The sequence below is a fragment of the Pseudomonas entomophila genome, from assembly GCF_029478665.1.
GTDB classification, from domain to species: Bacteria; Pseudomonadota; Gammaproteobacteria; order Pseudomonadales; family Pseudomonadaceae; genus Aquipseudomonas; species Aquipseudomonas entomophila_F.
This window is the reverse complement of record NZ_JARPQB010000014.1, coordinates 1-20,852: the sequence shown is the minus strand read 5'-3', so window position 1 is coordinate 20,852 and position 20,852 is coordinate 1. Positions and strand designations below refer to the sequence as shown.

The following is a 20,852-nucleotide window of genomic DNA, read 5'->3' as shown; positions in this document are numbered from 1 at the left end:
GGCATCTGCGCAGCGTTCGCCAGCAAGGCTGGCTCCTACAGAGGGCGACCTACTTGTGCAGCGAGGTGCGCGCCCGCTCCAGCAGGGCCCGCGCCTTGTCACTGAAGCGCTCCAGATGCGACGCCGGCGCCGTCCTGCTTTCGACCAGCCCTTGGTCCTTCAACCATTGCTTCCAGCGCACCCGCTCATCCCGCACGATCCAGCCTTCCTGGCGAGCAAAGCTCTCTGCCAGCCATAACCCGCGCGTGCTGGCCGGTAACAGTTGGTCCTTCTTCACGGTATAGAGCTCTGCCAGTGGCTTGCCATCCTGCAAGGGCATCAGGTACAGGTCCGGACGCTTTCGATCGAGCCGTGCCACCAGTTGATCACCTTCCAGCCGTTCGTCGACATGGAACAAGCTCAGTGACTTGGCTTCCCTGGGTATTTCAAGGCGCAAGTCGTAGATCAGTTGCAACGAGGCGGTGGGCAAGTGCACATAGGCGTGTGGCCGCTCCAGCAACATCAGGTTGCCACAGTGCACGGGGCGGGCTGCTCCCGAGGCCGGTGTCAGGACGAAAGGCAGGGCCTCTCGATAATGCAGGGCGTCGGAGTAGGGCGCTGGCAACCAGGTGTCATTGAAGCGTCCACCCAGCCAGCCTTCCGGGGTTTCCAGCAGACACTCCTCGGCTACTTCCTGAATCGCCGTATGCAGGGGTAGGTTCAGTTCGTGGGCGGGCACATAGCCAGAGATCAGTTTCAGCACCACATCGCCGCGATCCTGGCGGCGTTGACGCACAAGCACCCAATAGTCGCGGCCATGCCAATGTAACGTCAGGCGTACCGACACGCCCAGGTTGGCCAGCTCGGCCACGAAGTGGTCGCTGTTCTCCAACTGAATCGCCTTGCGCCGCTGCAGCGTCTGGGCGAAGTTCAGCGGCATGCCGATGCTCTGGTAGGTGAGGCCATCTGGCGTGGCCTCCACATGCAGGGGCAGGGTCTTGAAGTTGCTCGGGTTCTTGCGGATCAGCGTACGCGGCACGAGGCTCCTCCTTGCGATGGGCCCCCGCCCGGGCGGCTCAGTGGCGACCCAGGATGCGGGCGACGGTGGCCACGTTGTGGGCCAGGTGAACCGGGTTGATGGTGCCGACAATGGCACTGTTGACGCCTGGGTGGGCAAACAGCAGCTCGAAGCTGGCCTGTACCGGGTCGACGCCGGGCGCCAGGCAGATGTGCCCGCTGGCCAGAGCCTTCTTCACCAGGATCGCCTTGCCGTGCTCGGCAGCGTAGTCCAGCACCGGCCGTTCCGCCTGCTCGTTGAGGTTGTAGGTGACCATGGCGCAGTCGCCCTGCTCCAAGGCTTTCAGGCCGCCGGCAACGGTCTTGCCGGAGAAACCATAGCCGAGAATCTTGCCCTCCTGCTTGAGCGCGGCGAGGGTTTCATACACGGCTTCATGCTCGAGGATCGCCAGGTCGTTGCCGTCGGAGTGCACCAGCACCAGTTCGATACGGTCGGTTTCCAGGCGCTTGAGGCTGCGCTCGACAGAGCGGCGGGTGTGGGCGGCGCTGAAATCGAAATGCGACTGACCGTCGTCGAACTCTTCACCCACCTTGCTGACGATCACCCATTCGTCGCGCTGGCCGCGCAGCAGCGGGCCCAGGCGCTCCTCGCTGCGGCCATAGGCCGGGGCGGTGTCGAGCAGGTTGATCCCCAGATCGCGCGCCTGCCCGAGCAGCAGACGGACGGTTTCGTCATCGGGGATGGTGAAACCGTTGGGGTATTTCACCCCCTGGTCGCGGCCCAGCTTGACCGTGCCCAGGCCCAGGGGCGATACGCGCAGGCCGGTACTGCCCAGGGGACGATGATGGTCGTGCAAGGTTGGCAGGCTCATGGCAGCAGTTGCTCCCAGGCCGGTACACCCAGCGGTGGGCGCGGCAGGCCGGCCAAGTCCGGCTGTGCCGAGGGGTGGATGCCATCGCGTTCGAAGCTGGCCAGCACACGGTCGGCGAAGTCCGGCGCCAAAGCCAGTTTGGTCGGCCAGCCCACCAGCAGGCGACGCTGTTCGGCGAGGAAGGCGTTGTCCGGGCGAACCAGGCCCGATTGCGCGGGTTCGGCGCGGTCGACCCGCAGGGTGGCCCAGCGTACCTGGCTCTGGTCGACCCAGGGCAACAGGCCGGCGACTTCCTTCTGCGCCGCAGCGATCTGCGCGGCGGGCTCGCGGGCCACACCGTCGGCTTCGGCGATGTCGCCACCGAGGTACCACACCCACTGGCCGTCGGCGGCCGGGTGGGTGGTCACGGTGATGCGTGGCTTGGGGCCACCGCCCAGGCAGTGGGCGTACAGCGGTTTGAGGTTGGGCCCCTTGGCCAGGACCATGTGCAGCGGACGGCGCTGCATGGCGGGCTGCTCGAGGCCCAGCGCATGCAGCAGGTCCGCCGTGCCGCCACCGGCGCTGAGGACGATGCGCTGGGCGCGGATCTCGCGACCGTCGACACGCAGCCCGGCCAGTTCGTCGCCCTCGCGCAGCGGCTCGATCTGTTCGCCTGCCAGCAGGCTGTCGCCGGCCAGTTGTGCGAGGTTGGCCAGCAGGCTGGGCACGTCGATGACCAGTTCGGCCAGGCGGTAGACCTTGCCTTTGAATGCCCGGTCCTGCAGCGCCGGGGGCAGTTGCTCGCCCTTGACCTGGTCGACCCGGCCGCGCACGGCCTTGCTGGCGAAGAAGCTGGTGAGGTTGCCGGCCAGGGTGCCGGGGGACCAGAGATAATGGGCGTCGGACAGCAGGCGGGTGCCCGCCAGGTCCAGCTCGCCGTTGCCGGCCAGCGCTTCGCGCCAGCGCCGCGGCATGTCGGCGATGGCCTCGGAGGCGCCGGTCAGGGCGCCGTGCAGGGCGTACTTGGTGCCGCCGTGGATGATCCCCTGCGACTTGATGGTCTGCTCGCCGCCCAGGCTGGCACGCTCCACCAGTACTGTCGAATAGCCCAGGCGGCGCAGGCGGGCGTTGAGCCAGAGGCCTGCGACCCCGGCGCCGACGATCAGCACGTCAGTGGAAATGGCGGATGGCATGCGGGCACCTCGAAAGCTGGGACAGGTGCGCAGTATACAGGCTAAGCCCTCGACCAGCTTGTAGGAGCCAGCCTTGCTGGCGATGCAAGGCGCAAGCCTTGCCAGAGGGCGGGTGCGTTCGCCAGCAAGGCTGGCTCCTACAGGGGCGCGGGGTCAGTGCCCGGCGGTGTTGGAGAACACCTGGATCACTACCACGCCGCCGACGATCATGGCCATGCCCAGCATCGCCGGGACATCCAGCTTCTGCCCGTAGATCACCAGGGCCGCGACGCTGATCAGCACGATGCCCAGCCCCGACCAGATCGCATAGGCGATGCCCACCGGAATGCTGCGTACCACCAGGGTCAGCATCCAGAACGCCACCCCGTAGCCACAGATCATCAACAGCAGCGGCAGCGGCGTGCTCAGCCCCTTGACCGCTTTCATGGAGGCGGTGGCGATGACTTCGGCGCAGATGGCGATGGCGAGATAGGTATAGGCGTTCATGGGGCGGGTCCTCCGTTGCTGGCTGTGCATTCTAGAGGATGCCCAGGTGCGGTAAAGTCATTACCTATCTGATCTGGAGATGGGTTGGTCATGGCGGAGCATTGGAACCTGGAACAACTGCGGCTGTTCGTGCGCACGGCGGAACTGCGTTCGTTTTCCGCCGTGGCGCGCGAGCAACGCAGGGCACAGTCGGCGGTAAGCAACGCCATCGCCTTGTTGGAGGCGGACTTGGGCGTGGCGCTGTTCGAGCGCAGCAGCGGACGCCAGCCCCGGCTGACCGAAAGCGGCGCGGCACTGCTGGAGGATGCCCGCGAACTGCTGCGCCAGTGCGAACGCCTCGATGGTAGGGCGCTGGCGTTGATGCGCGGCCAGGAAGCCTTGCTGCGAGTGGCTCAGGACGAGGCCATGCCGTACCAGCCGGTGATCGACAGCCTCGACGAGTTGGCGGCTCGCTACCCCTATCTCGAGGTCCAGCTGGCCAGTGGTGCCCAGGGTGATGTGGCACGCAAGCTGGTGGAGCGGCGCGCCGACCTTGGCCTGTTCTTCCATCACGAAAGCATTCCGGCTTCGCTCGAGCGCCGCGCGCTGGGCAGTGTCGAGATGGTCACGGTGTGTGCCGTCGACCATCCACTGGCGAGCCTGGCCAAGGTCAGCCGCCAGCAATTGGCGCGTCATCGCCAGTTGCTGATCACTCCCCAGCAAAGCGGCTACCCCGGTGGCGAGGCGATCAGCCCGCAGGTCTGGCGCGCCGACAGCTTCTACGCCATGGCCGAGTTGCTGATGCGCGGCCTGGGGTGGGCCTGGCTGCCCCGGCATGTGGTGCAGTACCCCACCTACCAGGCGCAGATGGTCGAGCTGGACAGCGAGTGGCGCCCGCCGGCCCTGGTCGCGGAGCTGGCCTGGCGCCGCGACGAACCACTGGGCCCAGCCGCCCAATGGCTGGCCGAGCGCTTCGCCGTGCACTTGCAAGCGATTGGCTGACAGGCCTTTTCGCGCGGTTCCTAGTAAACTCCGCCGCCATGAACAGAACCCTCTATACCCTGCTGTTTCACTTGGGCCTGCCGCTGGTCGCGCTGCGCCTGTTCCTGCGCGGGCGCAAGGCGCCGGCCTATCGTGCGCGCATTGCCGAGCGCTTCGCCTGGCAGTTGCCGCCGCTGCGCCAGGGGGGCATCTGGGTGCATGCGGTCTCGGTGGGCGAGAGCATCGCCGCCGCACCGATGGTTCGCGCCCTGCTCGCGCAGTACCCGGACCTGCCCATCACGCTCACCTGCATGACCCCGACCGGGTCCGAGCGGATCCACGCGATGTTCGCCAACGAGCCGCGGGTGCAGCACTGCTACCTGCCCTATGACCTGCCGTGGGCGGCGGGGCGCTTCCTCGACCATGTGCGGCCGAAGCTGGGCGTCATCATGGAAACCGAGCTATGGCCCAACCACATCCATCAGTGCGCGAAGCGCGGCATTCCGGTGGCGTTGGCCAATGCGCGGCTGTCCGAGCGTTCGGCGCGGGGCTATGCCCGTTTCGCCGGCCTGACCCGACCGATGCTAGAGGAAATGAGCCTGATCGCGGTGCAGACCGAGACCGAGGCCGAGCGTTTTCGCAGCCTGGGTGCCCGCGCCGAGTGCGTGCAAGTGACCGGCTCGATCAAGTTCGACCTGAAGGTCGACGAGCAGTTGTTGCCGCGTGCCCGTGAGCTGCGTGGGCAGTGGGGCGCGACCCAGCGCCCGGTGTGGATCGCCGCCAGTACCCATGACGGTGAGGATGCGCTGATTCTCGCTGCCCACCAGCAATTGTTGCAGGTGCACAGTGATGCGCTGCTGATCCTGGTGCCACGTCATCCCGAGCGGTTCGACGCGGTGCATGCCCAGTGCGCCGAGCAGTTCGCCACGGTACGCCGCTCGCTAGGCGAGCCGGTGGCGGCGCAGACCCAGGTGTTGCTGGGTGACACCATGGGCGAGTTGCTGTTCCTCTATGCCCTGGCTGACATCGCCTTCGTCGGCGGCAGCCTGGTGCCCACGGGCGGGCACAACCCGTTGGAGCCAGCGGCATTGGCGTTGCCGGTGCTCATGGGGCCGCACGTGTTCAACTTCCTCGAGATCAGCGCGATGCTGCGCCAGGCGGGAGCGTTGCAGCAGGTGGATGACGCCGACGGGCTGGCGGGGGCAGTGCGCCGACTGGTGGAGCTGCCCCAGGATGCCCGGCGCATGGGCGAGGCGGGCAGGGCGGTGATGCAGGCCAATCAGGGCGCGCTGCAGCGTTTGCTGGATGGGCTGGCAAGACTGTTGAAATAGAAACGTTTTGAGAGCGCTTTGCGCTCCGTTCGCGGCACAAGGCCGCTCCTACAGCAGATTGCGCGAATCCTGTAGGAGCGGCCTTGTGCCGCGAACGGGCAGCGAAGCTGCCCCAGATTCTCAGGGGCGGCGTTCGAAGTTCTTTGCCGCCGCCGCTGCCAGGTCCGGTGGCAGGAAGTCCTTGTCCGGGTTGTAGTCGGCTTTCAGGTAGCGCCCAAGATCCTGCAGGTCCTGCGGGCTCAGGGTGCCGGCGGCCTGCTTCAGGCGCAGATTGTCGAGGATGTAGTCGTAGCGGCTGTTGTTGTAGTCGCGTACCGAGGTGTACAGCTGGCGCTGGGCATCGAGCACATCGACGATGTTGCGTGTCCCCACCTGGTAGCCGATCTCGGTGGCTTCCAGCGCGCTCTGGTTGGAGATGATCGACTGCTTGCGCGCTTGCACCTGCTCGACGTCGGTGTTCACCGCGCGGTGCAGGTTACGGGTGTTCTCCACCACCTGGCGACGCAAGCTTTCGCGCTGCTGTTCGGTCTGCGTGAGGCGCGCATAGGCTTCGCGAACCTGCGAGCTGGTCAGGCCGCCACTGTAGATCGGAATGTTCAACTGCAGGCCGATGCTGGTCTGCTCCACGTCACGGCCGTAGTGCACGTTCGGTTGCAGTTGCGAGTTGGTGAAACCGAGGTTGTCGTTGTCACCCTTCTGGTATTTCGCCACGGCATCGAGGGTCGGCGCGTGGCCGGCCTTGCGCTGGCGCACGGTTTCTTCGGCGGCGGTCACGGCGTGGTTGGTCGCCAGCAGGTTGAGGTTCTGCCGCCCGGCGGTCTCGACCCAGGCCTTGGCGTCGTTGGGGGTCGGCACCTGAACCGGCAGGGTGTGGACCACGCCCTGGATCGCGCTGTACTGGCGGTTGGTCAGGGTGATCAAGGCTTCGAAGGCATCCTGCACCTGGCGCTCGGCGATGATCCGGTTGGCCCGGGCGGTGTCGTAGCTGGCTTGCGATTGCAGCACGTCGGTCTTGTCCGAAAGGCCGACGTCGAAGCGTTCGTTGGATTGATCGAGCTGGCGCTTGAAGGCCGCTTCTTCAGCTTTGGTCGAGGCCAGGTTGTCCTGGGCGCGCAGCACGGCGAAGTAGTTCTCGGCAGTCTGCAGGATCAGGTTCTGCTCGGTGGCCGACAGTTCCAGCGCGGCCTGCTCGTTGACGGACTCGGCGGCCTGCAACTGGAACCAGCGGTCGGCGCGGAAGATCGGTTGCGCCAGGGTGGCGCTCCAGGCGTTGCCGCTGCGGTTGGAGGTGATCGACGGTTCGTCGAGCTTGGTCCGGGTGTTCATCATCTCGGCACCGGCCGAGAGGTTGGGCAGCAGGCCGGCACGGGCCTGGGGCACCACTTCACGGCGGGCGCCATAGTCGGCGCGGGCGGCGGCCAGGTCGGCGTTGTTATCGACCGCTTCCTGGTAGACGCTGACCAGGTCGGTCTTCACCGTCGTGGGCGTATCCACTGCCCAGGCCACTCCGTGGGACGCACAAGACACGGCAATTGCCAGTGAGAGTTTGCGCAGCATAGGGCAATCCTTGATCAAATTTTATTTACTGTACTGTCGGGTATTGAGCGATGCGCCAGTGTAGTGCCGCACGCCGTCCTCAACAATCCGCCGCGTGTGCCATTTATCACCCCCGGATTTACCCGCTTGGCTTTGCCGGCCACTCCAGTCTAGACTGCGCATGTTCTTGTCGGGGTGCCTTGAAGCAAAGGCTGAGATCGCAAAGTTGCGGATCCCGTTGAACCTGATCAGGTTAGCGCCTGCGTAGGGAACAAGATTGCTCTCATTTCCCGGGAGCCTCTTGTGCCAGGTCCGGGAATGTCTCAGCTGCTTGCAGCGCAAGGCACCTCCACGTATCCGGCACTGCACTCGTCGACACGGGTGCGTCCGCGCCTTTCAGGTTCACCCCGACATTCCGCCCGTGAGGGAGCTGTCTGGAGAGCCTGTGATGAGCAAACAAGAAAAAGCGATCAGTCTGAGCGAGTCGGCCCAAGTCGACCAACAGTCCGTGCAACCCCTGCCCAATTCGCGCAAGGTCTATGTCGAAGGTTCGCGCGCCGACATCCGCGTACCCATGCGCGAAATCAGCCTGCACGACACCCCTACCGACTTCGGCGGCGAGAAAAACGCCCCGGTGCTGGTGTATGACACCTCCGGTCCGTACACCGACCCCAATGTCGTCATCGACGTACGCAAGGGCCTGGGCGATGTGCGCTCGGCCTGGATCGACGCCCGTGGCGACACCGAACGCCTGGAGGGCCTGAGCTCGAACTTCGGCCAGCAGCGCCTGAACGACGCGGAGCTTGCCAAGTTGCGCTTCGCCCATGTGCGCAACCCACGCCGCGCCAAGGCCGGCGCCAACGTCTCGCAGATGCACTACGCACGCCAGGGCATCATCACCGCCGAGATGGAATACGTCGCCATCCGCGAGAACATGAAATTGCAGGAAGCCCGCGCCGCCGGCCTGTTGGACCAGCAGCACGCTGGCCACAGCTTCGGCGCGAGCATCCCGAAAGAGATCACCCCCGAGTTCGTTCGCGAGGAGATCGCCCGTGGCCGCGCGATCATCCCGGCCAACATCAACCACACGGAACTGGAGCCGATGATCATCGGCCGCAACTTCCTGGTGAAGATCAACGGCAATATCGGTAACAGCGCCCTGGGCTCCTCGATCGAGGAAGAAGTGGCCAAGCTGACCTGGGGCATCCGCTGGGGCTCGGACACGGTCATGGACCTGTCCACCGGCAAGCACATTCACGAAACCCGCGAGTGGATCATCCGCAACTCGCCGGTACCGATCGGCACCGTGCCGATCTACCAGGCCCTGGAGAAGGTCAATGGCGTCGCCGAGGACCTCACCTGGGAGCTGTTCCGCGACACCCTGATCGAACAGGCCGAGCAGGGCGTGGACTACTTCACCATCCACGCCGGCGTGCTGCTGCGCTATGTGCCGCTGACCGCCAAGCGTGTCACCGGCATCGTCAGCCGCGGCGGCTCGATCATGGCCAAGTGGTGCCTGGCGCACCACAAAGAGAACTTCCTCTACACGCATTTCGATGAGATCTGCGAAATCATGAAGGCCTACGACGTCAGCTTCTCGCTGGGCGACGGCCTGCGCCCAGGCTCGATCGCCGACGCCAACGACGCCGCCCAGTTCGGTGAGCTGGAAACCCTCGGCGAGCTGACCAAGATTGCCTGGAAACACGATGTGCAGTGCATGATCGAAGGCCCCGGCCATGTGCCGATGCAGTTGATCAAGGAGAACATGGACAAGCAGCTCGAGTGCTGCGACGAGGCACCGTTCTACACCCTCGGCCCGCTGACCACCGACATCGCCCCGGGCTACGACCACATCACCTCGGGCATCGGCGCGGCGATGATCGGCTGGTTCGGCTGCGCCATGCTCTGCTACGTCACGCCCAAGGAACACCTGGGCCTGCCGAACAAGGATGACGTGAAGACCGGCATCATCACCTACAAGATCGCCGCCCATGCCGCCGACCTTGCCAAGGGCCACCCAGGCGCGCAGATTCGTGACAACGCGTTGTCCAAGGCGCGCTTCGAGTTCCGTTGGGAGGACCAGTTCAACCTGGGCCTGGACCCGGACACCGCGCGCGCGTTCCACGATGAGACGTTGCCCAAGGAGTCGGCCAAGGTCGCGCACTTCTGCTCGATGTGCGGGCCGAAGTTCTGTTCGATGAAGATCACCCAGGAAGTGCGCGAGTACGCTGCCAAGATCGAAACCGTTGACGTAACGGTCGAGCAGGGCATGCGCGAGCAGTCCGAGCGGTTCCGCCAGGAAGGCAGCCAGTTGTACCAGAAGGTGTAAGTAAACCTTGGGGGCCGCGTCGCGGCCCTTTCGCGGCACAAGGCCGCTCCTACAGGGACGGCGCAGGTCTCTGTAGGAGCGGCCTTGTGCCGCGAATCGAGGACAACGTCCTCGCCAGCAACAATTCCAATATTCCGGCGAGCCTTCCATGACATCACCCAGCCATTTCTCCCCCGACCACCCGGTCCCTTCCCACCACCGCCAGTTCGGCGCCCGTGACCTGTTCTCGCTGTGGTTCTCCCTCGGCATCGGCCTGATGGTCCTGCAGGTCGGCGGCCTGCTGGCGCCGGGCCTGGGCCTGGCCGGCTCGGTCCTGGCGATCACGCTTGGCACGGCGGTGGGTGTGCTATTGCTCGCGGCGGCCGGTGTGATCGGCAGCGACACCGGCCTCTCGGCGATGGGCAGCCTGCGCCTGACCCTGGGGCGCCACGGCGCGCGCCTGCCGGCCTTGCTCAACCTGCTGCAACTGATCGGCTGGGGTTCGTTCGAGATCATCGTCATGCGCGACGCCGCCAGCCTGCTGGGCACGCGCGCGTTCGGAGAAGGCAGCCACTGGAGCAGCCCACTGTTGTGGACCCTGTGCTTTGGCGCCCTGGCGACGCTCCTGGCGGTCAGCGGGCCACTGGCTTTCGTGCGCAAGGTATTGCGCAAGTGGGGTATCTGGCTGCTGCTGGGCGCCTGCCTGTGGCTGACCTGGAACCTGTTCGCCAAGGCCGACCTGGGCGAGCTGTGGCGCCGCCCGGGGGATGGTTCGCTGTCCCAGGCCGTGGGCTTCGACATCGTCATCGCCATGCCGCTGTCGTGGTTGCCGCTGATCGCCGACTATTCGCGCTTCGGCCAGCGCGCCAGCCGGGTGTTCGGTGGCACGGCGCTGGGCTTTTTCATCGGCAATGCCTGGCTGATGAGCCTGGGCGTGGCCTACACCCTGGCCTTCGCGCCGAGCGGTGAGGTGAATGCGCTGCTGTTGGCGCTGGCAGGCGCCGGGCTGGGTATTCCGCTGCTGCTGATTTTGCTGGACGAGTCGGAGAACGCCTTCGCCGACATTCATTCCGCTGCGGTTTCCACCGGGCTGTTGATCAAGCTCAAGGTCGAGCACCTGGCCCTGGCCATCGGCGTACTGTGTACCCTGATCGCCCTGCTGGCGCCACTGGCCCAGTACCAGAACTTCCTGCTGCTGATCGGCTCGGTGTTCGCGCCATTGTTCGGCGTGGTGCTGGTGGACCACTTCGTGGTCCGTCGCCGCCGCCTGCCAGCAGTGGTGGAGGGGGTGCACTGGCAGGCGCTGCTGGCCTGGGCGTTGGGGGTGGCGGCCTATCACCTGATGGCGAACGCGGCGCCGGAACTGGGGGCGACCCTGCCGGCACTGCTGCTGGCAGGGGGGCTGCACTTGCTGCTAGCGCTCAGCCGCGGCCGGGAAACAGCTCGGGCTTGATCACGCCGTTGAGGCGCGGGTAGGGGATCTTCAGCTCGACGTGGCCCATGGAGTACGGGGCGATGGCGTAGACCTCGTACTTGATCACCACCGCGCCGTAGGTCAGGGCGATGTGCGGCGACTGCTTGAACGGCCAGGTCTTGACGAACTCCGGGTCCTTGTCCATGCCGGTGCTGATCAGCCAGGCGCGGTGGGATTCCTCGGCGGTCTTCCAGAAGGTCGCTTCCTGGCCGGGCACCAGCATGTCCTGCAGCGTCAGCACCTTGTCCAGCTTGCGCGAGTAGTTGATGAAGCCGCGCCCGGGCATGCCGTGGGCACCGCCGCTGTCGAGGTAGCTGGACAGCTCGATGATCACCAGGCCGTCATGCTGTTCGCGTACCTTGGCTTGCAGGTAGCTGCTGTTGCGTTTGTCGGCCTTGGCCAGGTACTGCTGTTCGTACATCTGCAGCGAGGTCGGCGGGGTGCCGCGCTGGTTGTCTTCGGTCAGTTGCAACAGGCGCTTTTCGACGATGGCATCGAGCTTGGGCAGGGCCGGGAAGTGCACCACGTCGATGTTGACCAGCGGGCAGTCGCTTTCGCTGCAGCCGGGCTTGAGGTGTTCCCAGGCGTCGCGCTTGACCTCCAGCGGAGCCCGGTAATTGGGCGTGAACAGGCTCTGGCAGGCGCCGAGCGCCAGGGCCAGGGCGGCCACGCAAGTCAGTTTGACTAGCCTCATGTTGATCCTTGCACAACGGTGATGATCGGCCTTGGACCGCCTGCGCGGCCTTCAGTTCGCCACTAAGCTAACAGAGAGTGGCGCGCCTGTCCCGGCTGCCCGAACGGTCGGCGGAAAGGGGTGAAACCGCGTGGCGCGCAGAGTAGGATTGCGCGATGCGGTAAACGAGGTAATGAGGAGTTTGCATGACGGACACGTTGAATTCGGTGCCCACCCAGGTTGAGATTGCCCGGCGCGAGCAGTTGTTCAAGGGCTTCTACAAGCTGGACAAGCTGCATCTGCGTCATGAACTGTTTGCTGGCGGCATGAGCCGTGAGTTCACCCGCGAGCTGTTCGTGCGGCACGATGCCGTCTGTGTGCTGCCGTATGATCCACAACGCGACGAAGTGGTGCTGATCGAGCAGTTCCGGGTCGGCGCTTTGGGCAAGGTCGACAACCCCTGGCTGATCGAGATGGTGGCCGGCCTGATCGACAAGGACGAGCAACCCGAAGAGGTCGCCCATCGCGAGGCCGAGGAAGAGGCCGGATTGGTCTTCAGCGCACTGTGGCCGATGACCCGTTACTTCCCGTCCCCGGGCGGCAGCGATGAGTTTGTCCACCTGTTCCTCGGTCGTTGCAGCAGCGAGGGCGCGGGTGGCCTGCATGGCCTGGAAGAAGAAAGCGAAGACATCCGTGTTCGCGTCTGGTCTTTCGAGGATGCGCTGCAGGCCGTGCGTGATGGCAAGATCTGCAACGCTGCCGCGATCATCGGGTTGCAATGGCTGGCGTTGAACCGCGACGAAGTCCGAGGTATGTGGAAGTGAACCTGCTGCGCGAGCGCTATCGGGTCGACCTGGTCGGGCTGCAGACTGCCTGCGAGGCCAACTATGCCCGCCTGATGCGCCTGCTGCCGGACATGCGCACCACGCAAAGTTCGCGGCGCATCGGCATGACGCAGGGTGACCAGATGCTCGGTGTGCTGGTGCTCGACGTGGTGCTGGCCTGCCCCTACACCACCACGCTGCGGGTGCGCCAGGAACACAGCCTGCCGTGGCTGCCCGTGCCGGCGCTGGAAGTGCAGGTCTATCACGACGCGCGCATGGCGGAAGTGGTCAGCGCCGAGCACACCCGCCGCCTGCGCAGCATCTACCCGTACCCCAACACGGCGATGCACCAGCCGGACGAAAAAGCCCAGCTCAACCTGTTCCTCGGTGAGTGGCTGAGCCACTGCCTGGCTTGCGGCCATGAACTGGAAGCGGTGCGCTGAAATGTGATGCAGGTCGGTTCCGAGTGTTTGCTCGGAACCGATCCCCCGCCATAATCCGTGCTGAATCCGTTCGAGGAGACGGCCGTTGCCGCAACCACTTTCGCCTCCGTCACCCGTTCACGTGGTGCAACTGACCGACGCTCACCTGTTCGCCGATCCGGCAGGCAGCCTGCTGGGCCTCATTACTCGCGACAGCCTTGGGCATGTGGTCGGCCAGGTCCTGCGCGAGCAGCCGCGCATTGACTTGCTGCTATGCACGGGCGACCTGTCCCAGGATGCCAGCGAGGCCTCCTACGACGCTTTCCGCCAAATGACGGCAGTGTTCGGCGCACCTTCGCGCTGGCTGCCAGGCAACCATGACGAAGCCCAGGTCATGCAGACCGTGGCGCCAGAGCTGGTGCAGGCGGTAACTGACATTGGCCAATGGCGCATCGTCATGCTCGATTCGGCGGTGGTCGGCGCCACGTTCGGGTTGTTGGCGGACGATCAACTGGCCGTGCTGGACCAGGCGCTGGCCGGCGCGGGTGAACGCCATTGCCTGGTGTGCTGCCATCACCAGCCGGTGGATATCGGTTGCGCCTGGATCGCACCGATCGGTTTGCGCAATGCCGATGAACTGTTGCAGCGACTCAAGCGCTACCCACAGGTGAAAGCCTTGCTCTGGGGGCATATCCATCAGGAGTGGGATGAGCTGCGTGATGGCGTCCGTTACCTCGCCACACCCTCGACCTGTATCCAGTTCGCGCCCCGCAGCGAGGATTTCAAGGTGAGCGAGGAGCAGCCGGGGTATCGCTGGCTGCGGTTGCATGACGACGGACGGTTGGAAACCGGGGTGGAACGGGCGCTCGATTTCGAGGTGAAGCTGGACTTCGACAGCCCGGGGTACTGAGCGGCTGCTTGTAGGAGCGGGTTTACCCGCGAAGCAGGCACCGCGGTGCTTGGCACCGGCAGCGTCGGTGTTCGCGGGTAAACCCGCGCCTACAGAAGCGTGATGCACCATTTGCAGCCTTTGTCGCGAAAATCCAGGCGCTGCGCCAATGCCCTTCGAACGCGCTACACTGCGCATCTTTGCGTCCGGGGGCAGCATGTCGGGTTCCATCCTCTATATCCATGGCTTCAACAGCTCGCCGCTGTCGAAGAAAGCCCGTCAGCTCGAGGCGGTGATGCAGCAGCTCGGCCTGTCTGGCCAACTGCGCGTCCCGGCGCTGCACCACCACCCGCGCCAGGCTATCGCCCAGCTGGAGGCAGCCATCGGTGAGCTGGGCGCGCCGCTGCTGGTCGGCAGCTCCCTCGGCGGCTACTATGCCACCCATCTGGCCGAGCGCCACGGGCTCAAGGCCTTGCTGGTCAACCCGGCGGTCGCGCCGCATCGCCTGTTCGACGGCCACCTCGGCACCCAGCGCAACCTCTATACCGACGAGGCCTGGGAGCTGACCCACGATCATGTGGACGCGCTGGCGGAACTGGAAGTGCCGCCCCCACAGGACGCCAGCCGCTATCAAGTGTGGTTGCAGACCGCCGATGAAACACTGGACTATCGCCAGGCCGAGCGCTATTACCGCGCCTGCGCCCTGCGCATCCAGGCCGGCGGCGACCACAGTTACCAGGGCTTCGCCGAACAGCTCCCGGCCTTGCTGGCCTTCGCCGGTATTGCCCGTGGGCAGTATGCGGCGCTGGATTTTTCTGTATTTTGACTTTTGTATTCACCTGACTGACGACGAGACCCCATGGCCAATCCCAGCGCTAGCGCCTATAACGCAGACGCCATCGAAGTCCTCTCGGGCCTTGACCCGGTCCGCAAGCGGCCGGGCATGTACACCGACACCAGCCGGCCCAACCACCTGGCCCAGGAAGTCATCGACAACAGTGTCGACGAAGCCCTGGCCGGTCATGCCCGTTCGGTGCAGGTCATTCTCCACGCCGACCACTCGCTGGAAGTCAGCGATGACGGCCGCGGCATGCCGGTGGACATCCACCCCGAGGAGGGCGTTTCCGGTGTCGAGCTGATCCTCACCAAGCTGCACGCCGGCGGCAAGTTCTCCAACAAGAACTACCAGTTCTCTGGCGGTCTGCACGGTGTCGGCATCTCGGTGGTCAACGCCTTGTCGAGCCAGGTCCGCGTGCGGGTCAAACGCGACGGTAACGAGTACCAGATGACCTTTGCCGACGGCTTCAAGGCCAGCGAGCTGGAGGTGGTCGGCAGCGTTGGCAAGCGCAATACCGGTACCAGCGTGTACTTCACCCCCGATCCGAAGTACTTCGACTCGCCGAAGTTCTCCATCAGCCGCCTCAAGCATGTGCTCAAGGCCAAGGCCGTGCTGTGTCCGGGGCTGTCCATCAGCTTCGAGGACAAGGGCACCGGCGAGAAGGTCGAGTGGCATTACGAGGATGGCCTGCGTTCGTATCTCGTCGACTCGGTCAGCGAGTTCCCGCGCCTGCCCGACGAGCCGTTCTGCGGCAGCCTGGCCGGTAACAAGGAGGCCGTCGACTGGGCCCTGCTGTGGCTGCCCGAAGGTGGCGACAGCATCCAGGAAAGCTACGTCAACCTGATCCCCACCGCGCAAGGCGGCACCCACGTCAACGGCCTGCGCCAGGGCCTGCTGGATGCAATGCGCGAGTTCTGCGAGTTCCGCAACCTGCTGCCGCGCGGGGTGAAGCTGGCGCCCGAGGACGTCTGGGAACGCATCAGCTTCGTGCTGTCGATGAAGATGCAGGAGCCGCAGTTCTCCGGCCAGACCAAGGAGCGCCTGTCGTCCCGCGAGGCGGCGGCATTCGTCTCCGGCGTGGTCAAGGACGCCTTCAGCCTGTGGCTCAATGCCCACCCCGAGCTGGGCATGCAACTGGCGGAGTTGGCCATCAGCAACGCCGGCCGTCGCCTGAAGGCGAGCAAGAAGGTCGAGCGCAAACGCATCACCCAGGGCCCGGCGCTGCCTGGCAAGCTGGCAGACTGCGCCGGGCAGGACCCGATGCGCGCCGAACTGTTCCTGGTCGAGGGCGACTCGGCCGGTGGCTCCGCCAAGCAGGCCCGGGACAAGGAGTTCCAGGCGATCCTGCCGCTGCGCGGCAAGATCCTCAACACCTGGGAAGTCGATGGCGGCGAAGTCCTGGCCAGCCAGGAAGTGCACAACATCGCCGTGGCCATCGGCGTCGACCCAGGCGCCACCGATCTCTCGCAACTGCGCTACGGCAAGGTCTGCATCCTCGCCGACGCCGACTCCGACGGCCTGCACATCGCCACGTTGCTGTGCGCGCTGTTCGTCCAGCATTTCCGCCCGTTGGTCGAGGCCGGCCACGTCTATGTGGCCATGCCACCGCTGTACCGCATCGACCTGGGCAAGGAGATCTACTATGCCCTGGACGACGCCGAGCGCGATGGCATCCTCGACCGCCTGGTCGCCGAGAAGAAGCGCGGCAAGCCCCAGGTCACCCGATTCAAGGGCCTGGGTGAGATGAACCCGCCGCAGCTGCGCGAGACCACCATGGACCCGAACACCCGTCGCCTGGTCCAGCTCACGCTGGACGACGTGCAGGCCACCTGCGAGCTGATGGACAAGCTGCTGGCCAAGAAGCGCGCCGGTGACCGCAAGAGCTGGCTGGAGGCCAAGGGCAACCTGGCCGAGGTCATGGTTTGATTCGTCTGCTCCTGGCAACCTGCCTGGCGTTGTTCGCCCTGCAGGCCCAGGCGGGCAACTGGCCGGAGCTCAAGCTCACCAGTGAGCACGCCGTCGATGGCATGCGCGGCGGCAACCTCTCGGGCCTGGCCTGGTGCCGCGGCGCGTTGTGGGCGGTCTCCGACCGGGATGACGAGCGCATCTATCGGCTGGACCAGGACAATGCGACCTGGAGCGCCCAGCCACTGGTCTTCACCCCGCCGGACGTGCCGGACACCGGCCTGCCATGGGGGTTGAAGTCGCGCAACTGGGCGGCATCGTATATCCGCGGTGGCTCTCTGGACCTCGAGGGCATTACCTGCGACCAGGCCGGCAACCTCTATGTGGTCAGCGAGGCCCATGCCGCCGTGCTGCAATTGCCGGTCGACGGCGAGCCGAACTGGCTCAGGATCGACCAGGCCATGGTCCGCCAGGCACGGGGCAGCGGCATGCTGCTGCACTTCAACGCACTGTTCGAAGGGCTGGCGATCAACCCGGCGGGCGACCGCCTGTGGCTGGCCGCCGAGCGCGAACGTCGCGGCCTGCTTGCCGTACAGCGCCAGCAATCGGTATGGACCTGCGGGCGCAGTTGCGTGCTGCTCAGTGAAGCCGGCGTCGAGATGCAACCGTCGCAGTTCCCCGAAGCTCGCCCGGTATCGCGAGACTTTGCCGACCTGGCCTGGTTCGAGGGCAAGCTGTTCACCCTCGAACGCAACGCCTACCGGATTTGCCGCCGCGATACTGAAACAGGTGAGGTCGAACGCTGCTGGTCATTCGCCGCCGATGCCTTGGTCGAGGCGCGGCGCTACACGCAGCCCTACGGCCTGGCCGAGGCGCTGGTGATCGACAAGCGCGGTGCCTGGATCGGTGTCGACAACAATGATCGCCCCCGTGTGGATGGTGAAGCGCGGCCGATCGTCTGGCGCTTCGATGCGCCGGCCGGCGGCTGGAGCGCCAACCCATGAACCAGCCACCGGGCAAGCGCGCGGGCAGGGTGCTGATGATCGTCGCCTGGGCGGCGGCGATGTTCCTCGCCACGCGCTTTTTCGGCCAATGGGAGGAGCGCCAGCAGAACCCCAATGCCGTGGTGCAAAGCGAGCAGGGCGACGGCTTCATCGAAGTGCGCCTGCTGAGCAATGGCCAGGGCCATTTCGTCGCCGACGGTGCTATCAACGGCCGGGTGGTGCATTTCATGCTCGACACCGGCGCCACCGACGTGGCAATCCCCGAGGCGTTGGCCCGCGACCTGGACCTGGATCGTGGCCCGCCAGTGCAGTTGAGCACGGCCAACGGTCGCACCGAAGGCTACCGCACACGGCTCAACAGCTTGCAGCTGGGCGACATCCACCTGCGCGACGTGCGCGCGCTGGTGGTGCCCGGCCTGGACGGGCAGGCCGTGCTGCTGGGCATGAGTGCCCTGAAACAACTTGAATTCACCCAGCGCGGCGGCACCATGCTGCTGCGCCAGAACCTGAAATGACGAGGCTCGCATGAGCGACTTACTGGACAGTCTCGAAGGCGTCGAACGCCGTTCCCTGGCGGACTTCACCGAACAGGCCTACCTCAACTACTCCATGTACGTGATCATGGACCGCGCCCTGCCGCATATCGGCGACGGCCTCAAGCCGGTCCAGCGCCGCATCGTCTATGCCATGAGCGAATTGGGCCTCGACGCCGATTCCAAGCACAAGAAGTCGGCGCGTACCGTCGGTGATGTGCTCGGCAAGTTCCACCCCCACGGCGATTCGGCGTGCTACGAGGCCATGGTGCTGATGGCCCAGCCGTTCAGCTACCGCTACACCCTGGTCGACGGCCAGGGCAACTGGGGTGCGCCGGACGATCCCAAGTCGTTCGCCGCCATGCGTTACACCGAGGCACGCCTGTCGCGCTATTCCGAAGTGCTGCTCAGCGAGGTAGGCCAGGGCACGGTCGACTGGGTACCCAACTTCGACGGCACCCTGCAGGAGCCTGCGGTACTGCCGGCGCGGCTCCCCAACATCCTGCTCAACGGCACCACCGGTATCGCCGTGGGCATGGCCACCGACGTACCGCCGCACAACCTGCGCGAAGTGGCCAGCGCCTGCGTGCGCCTGCTCGACGAGCCCAAGGCCACCATCGAGCAGTTGTGCGAGCACATCCAGGGCCCGGACTATCCGACCGAAGCCGAGATCGTCACCCCGCGCGCCGACATCCTCAAGCTCTACGAGACCGGTAAAGGCTCGATCCGCATGCGCGCCGTTTACCGCGTCGAGGATGGCGACATCATCGTCACCGCGTTGCCGCACCAGGTTTCCGGGGCCAAGGTGCTTGAGCAGATCGCCGCGCAGATGCAGGCCAAGAAGCTGCCGATGGTCGCCGACCTGCGTGATGAGTCGGATCACGAGAATCCCTGCCGTATCGTGATCATCCCGCGTTCCAACCGCGTGGATGCCGCCGAACTGATGCAGCACCTGTTCGCCACCACCGACCTGGAGAGCACCTACCGGGTCAACGTCAACATCATCGGCCTCGATGGCCGTCCGCAGTTGAAGAACCTGCGCGCGCTGCTGCTGGAGTGGCTGGAGTACCGGATCGGTACCGTTCGCCGCCGCCTGCAACACCGTCTGGACAAGGTCGAGAAACGCCTGCACCTCTTGGAAGGTTTGCTCACCGCGTTCCTCAACCTGGATGAAGTGATTCACATCATCCGTACCGAGGAACACCCCAAGCAGGCGCTGATCGCCCGCTTCGGCCTTACCGAGATCCAGGCCGACTACATCCTCGAGACTCGCCTGCGTCAGCTGGCCCGCCTGGAAGAAATGAAGATCCGTGGTGAACAGGACGAGCTGCTCAAGGAGCAGAAGCGCCTGACCACCCTGCTGGGCAGCGACGCCAAGCTGCGCAAGCTGGTGCGCAGCGAACTGCTCGAAGACGCCGAAACCTATGGCGATGACCGCCGCTCGCCGATCGTCGAGCGCGCCGAGGCCAAGGCCTTGTCGGAAAACGAGCTGATGCCGACCGAACCGGTCACCGTGGTGCTCTCGGAGAAGGGCTGGGTGCGTTGCGCCAAGGGCCACGACATCGACGCCACCGGGCTCTCGTACAAGGCGGGCGACGGCTTCAAGGCCGCTGCTGCTGGCCGTTCGAATCAATTCGCCGTGCTGATCGACTCCACCGGCCGCAGCTATTCGCTGGCTGCCCATAGCCTGCCGTCGGCCCGTGGCCAGGGCGAACCGTTGACCGGTCGCCTGACCCCGCCGCCGGGCGCCACCTTCGAGTGCGTGCTGTTGCCTGAGGATGACGCCTTGTATGTAGTGGCCTCCGACGCCGGTTACGGCTTCGTGGTCAAGGGCGAGGACCTGCAGGCCAAGAACAAGGCCGGCAAGGGCCTGCTCAGCCTGCCCAACGGTGCCAAGGTCATGACCCCACGCCCGGTGGCCAGCCGCGAACAGGACTGGCTGGCAGCCGTCACCACCGAAGGCCGCCTGTTGGTATTCAAGGTCGCCGACCTGCCGCAACTGGGCAAGGGCAAGGGCAACAAGATCATCGGCGTGCCGGGGGATCGGGTGGCCAGCCGCGAAGAGTTCGTCTCCGATCTCGCGGTAATCAGCGAGGGGTCGACCCTTGTGTTGCAAGCTGGCAAGCGTACCCTTTCCCTGAAACCGGATGATCTCGAACACTACAAGGGTGAGCGTGGCCGTCGTGGTAGCAAATTGCCACGTGGCTTCCAGCGCGTGGATGGCTTGATGGTGGAGACACCCGCCTGAGTGAATGGGCTGTCTGCTGCGGCGCTTTCGGCGCCGCTTCAGGCGGAAATGCTGGAGTCTGGAGGCCATTTCGCGGATGATAGTGCGCTTGTGGCGCCGGCGTGGCCGAGTGCCCGTATGAATCTACATGAGTATCACTGCGGTCCGTCTGGTGACGACCGCCTGGATGGGATGAATGAAATTTCTGCGCCTTCCATTTGCGCTGCTGATGACTGGCCTGCTGGGCCTGAGCGGGTGCAGCATGCACCAGCCAGTCGCCCTGTACCAGCTCGACAGCGGTGATCCCGCCCAGCCCTCCCAGGCGGCGGGCATGGCGGTGGTGCTTGGCCCTGTTTCGGTGGCCGACTACCTGCAACGCGAGACTTTCCTGCAACGCCAGGC

General features: G+C 65.3%; 18 protein-coding genes, 1 pseudogene and 1 riboswitch. Of the genes and pseudogenes, 13 read left to right on the top strand and 6 right to left on the bottom strand.

Annotated features, from left to right (window positions below; translation table 11 throughout):
- Window positions 1-49: 49 nt before the first annotated feature.
- The 4 genes from P5705_RS09585 to P5705_RS09570 all read right to left on the bottom strand — a co-directional run bounded on the left by P5705_RS09585 (window position 50) and on the right by P5705_RS09570 (window position 3,526).
- Window positions 50-1,018: a metal ABC transporter ATPase gene (locus tag P5705_RS09585; RefSeq protein WP_277460585.1), complete on the bottom strand. Its 969-nt coding sequence runs from the start codon at window positions 1,016-1,018 to the stop codon at window positions 50-52.
- Window positions 1,019-1,055: 37 nt separating this feature from the next.
- Window positions 1,056-1,868 carry an aldo/keto reductase gene (locus tag P5705_RS09580; protein WP_277460584.1) on the bottom strand — a complete coding sequence of 271 codons (813 nt, stop codon included), beginning with the start codon at window positions 1,866-1,868 and terminating at the stop codon, window positions 1,056-1,058.
- Complete coding sequence (locus P5705_RS09575) at window positions 1,865-3,040, bottom strand: NAD(P)/FAD-dependent oxidoreductase (protein WP_277460583.1); 1,176 nt, start codon at window positions 3,038-3,040, stop codon at window positions 1,865-1,867. The genes P5705_RS09580 and P5705_RS09575 overlap by 4 nt, the downstream gene beginning before the upstream one ends.
- Before the next feature lie 153 nt (window positions 3,041-3,193).
- Entirely contained in the window at window positions 3,194-3,526 is a 333-nt protein-coding gene (locus P5705_RS09570; protein WP_011535981.1) for a DMT family transporter, read from the bottom strand.
- Between the two features lie 90 nt (window positions 3,527-3,616).
- On the opposite strand from P5705_RS09570, the gene P5705_RS09565 reads away from it, so the two are divergent.
- Both P5705_RS09565 and waaA read left to right on the top strand, forming a co-directional pair.
- The gene (locus tag P5705_RS09565) at window positions 3,617-4,507 is read left to right on the top strand and encodes a LysR family transcriptional regulator (protein WP_277460581.1); all 891 of its coding nucleotides are present in this window, start codon (window positions 3,617-3,619) and stop codon (window positions 4,505-4,507) included.
- Window positions 4,508-4,545: 38 nt separating this feature from the next.
- Window positions 4,546-5,817: a lipid IV(A) 3-deoxy-D-manno-octulosonic acid transferase gene (waaA, locus tag P5705_RS09560; protein ID WP_277460580.1), complete on the top strand. Its 1,272-nt coding sequence runs from the start codon at window positions 4,546-4,548 to the stop codon at window positions 5,815-5,817.
- A 120-nt stretch (window positions 5,818-5,937) separates the two neighbouring features.
- Here waaA and P5705_RS09555 read toward each other — a convergent pair whose 3' ends face one another.
- Window positions 5,938-7,374, bottom strand: coding sequence for a TolC family outer membrane protein (locus P5705_RS09555; RefSeq protein WP_011535978.1), 1,437 nt, complete (start codon window positions 7,372-7,374; stop codon window positions 5,938-5,940).
- 160 nt (window positions 7,375-7,534) lie between these two features.
- A riboswitch (TPP riboswitch) is annotated at window positions 7,535-7,641 on the top strand.
- Between the two features lie 160 nt (window positions 7,642-7,801).
- Here P5705_RS09555 and thiC point away from each other — a divergent pair.
- Both thiC and cytX read left to right on the top strand, forming a co-directional pair.
- Window positions 7,802-9,682 carry a phosphomethylpyrimidine synthase ThiC gene (gene thiC, locus P5705_RS09550; RefSeq protein ID WP_277460579.1) on the top strand — a complete coding sequence of 627 codons (1,881 nt, stop codon included), beginning with the start codon at window positions 7,802-7,804 and terminating at the stop codon, window positions 9,680-9,682.
- 148 nt (window positions 9,683-9,830) lie between these two features.
- The gene (gene cytX / locus P5705_RS09545) at window positions 9,831-11,114 is read left to right on the top strand and encodes a putative hydroxymethylpyrimidine transporter CytX (RefSeq protein WP_277460578.1); all 1,284 of its coding nucleotides are present in this window, start codon (window positions 9,831-9,833) and stop codon (window positions 11,112-11,114) included.
- Here cytX and P5705_RS09540 read toward each other — a convergent pair.
- Entirely contained in the window at window positions 11,083-11,829 is a 747-nt protein-coding gene (locus tag P5705_RS09540) for an RsiV family protein (protein ID WP_277460577.1), read from the bottom strand. The genes cytX and P5705_RS09540 overlap by 32 nt on opposite strands.
- A gap of 185 nt (window positions 11,830-12,014) precedes the next feature.
- On the opposite strand from P5705_RS09540, the gene P5705_RS09535 reads away from it, so the two are divergent.
- From P5705_RS09535 to P5705_RS09495, 9 genes and pseudogenes are all read left to right on the top strand, one after another.
- Complete coding sequence (locus P5705_RS09535) at window positions 12,015-12,632, top strand: NUDIX domain-containing protein (RefSeq protein ID WP_240066954.1); 618 nt, start codon at window positions 12,015-12,017, stop codon at window positions 12,630-12,632.
- A complete protein-coding gene (locus P5705_RS09530) occupies window positions 12,623-13,075 on the top strand; it encodes a DUF1249 domain-containing protein (RefSeq protein ID WP_011535973.1) in 453 nt (150 codons plus the stop codon). The genes P5705_RS09535 and P5705_RS09530 overlap by 10 nt, the downstream gene beginning before the upstream one ends.
- A gap of 85 nt (window positions 13,076-13,160) precedes the next feature.
- Complete coding sequence (cpdA, locus tag P5705_RS09525; RefSeq protein ID WP_277460576.1) at window positions 13,161-13,964, top strand: 3',5'-cyclic-AMP phosphodiesterase; 804 nt, start codon at window positions 13,161-13,163, stop codon at window positions 13,962-13,964.
- Window positions 13,965-14,160: 196 nt separating this feature from the next.
- Entirely contained in the window at window positions 14,161-14,769 is a 609-nt protein-coding gene (locus P5705_RS09520) for a YqiA/YcfP family alpha/beta fold hydrolase (RefSeq protein WP_277460574.1), read from the top strand.
- A gap of 33 nt (window positions 14,770-14,802) precedes the next feature.
- The gene (gene parE, locus P5705_RS09515; RefSeq protein WP_277460573.1) at window positions 14,803-16,707 is read left to right on the top strand and encodes a DNA topoisomerase IV subunit B; all 1,905 of its coding nucleotides are present in this window, start codon (window positions 14,803-14,805) and stop codon (window positions 16,705-16,707) included.
- Complete coding sequence (locus P5705_RS09510; protein ID WP_277460571.1) at window positions 16,704-17,690, top strand: esterase-like activity of phytase family protein; 987 nt, start codon at window positions 16,704-16,706, stop codon at window positions 17,688-17,690. Before parE ends, P5705_RS09510 begins: the two co-directional genes overlap by 4 nt.
- Complete coding sequence (locus P5705_RS09505; protein ID WP_277460570.1) at window positions 17,687-18,205, top strand: retropepsin-like aspartic protease family protein; 519 nt, start codon at window positions 17,687-17,689, stop codon at window positions 18,203-18,205. Before P5705_RS09510 ends, P5705_RS09505 begins: the two co-directional genes overlap by 4 nt.
- 10 nt (window positions 18,206-18,215) lie before the next feature.
- Entirely contained in the window at window positions 18,216-20,471 is a 2,256-nt protein-coding gene (parC, locus tag P5705_RS09500; protein ID WP_277460569.1) for a DNA topoisomerase IV subunit A, read from the top strand.
- A 175-nt stretch (window positions 20,472-20,646) separates the two neighbouring features.
- Window positions 20,647-20,852 (top strand): annotated as a pseudogene (locus P5705_RS09495) (hypothetical protein); the annotation flags it as partial.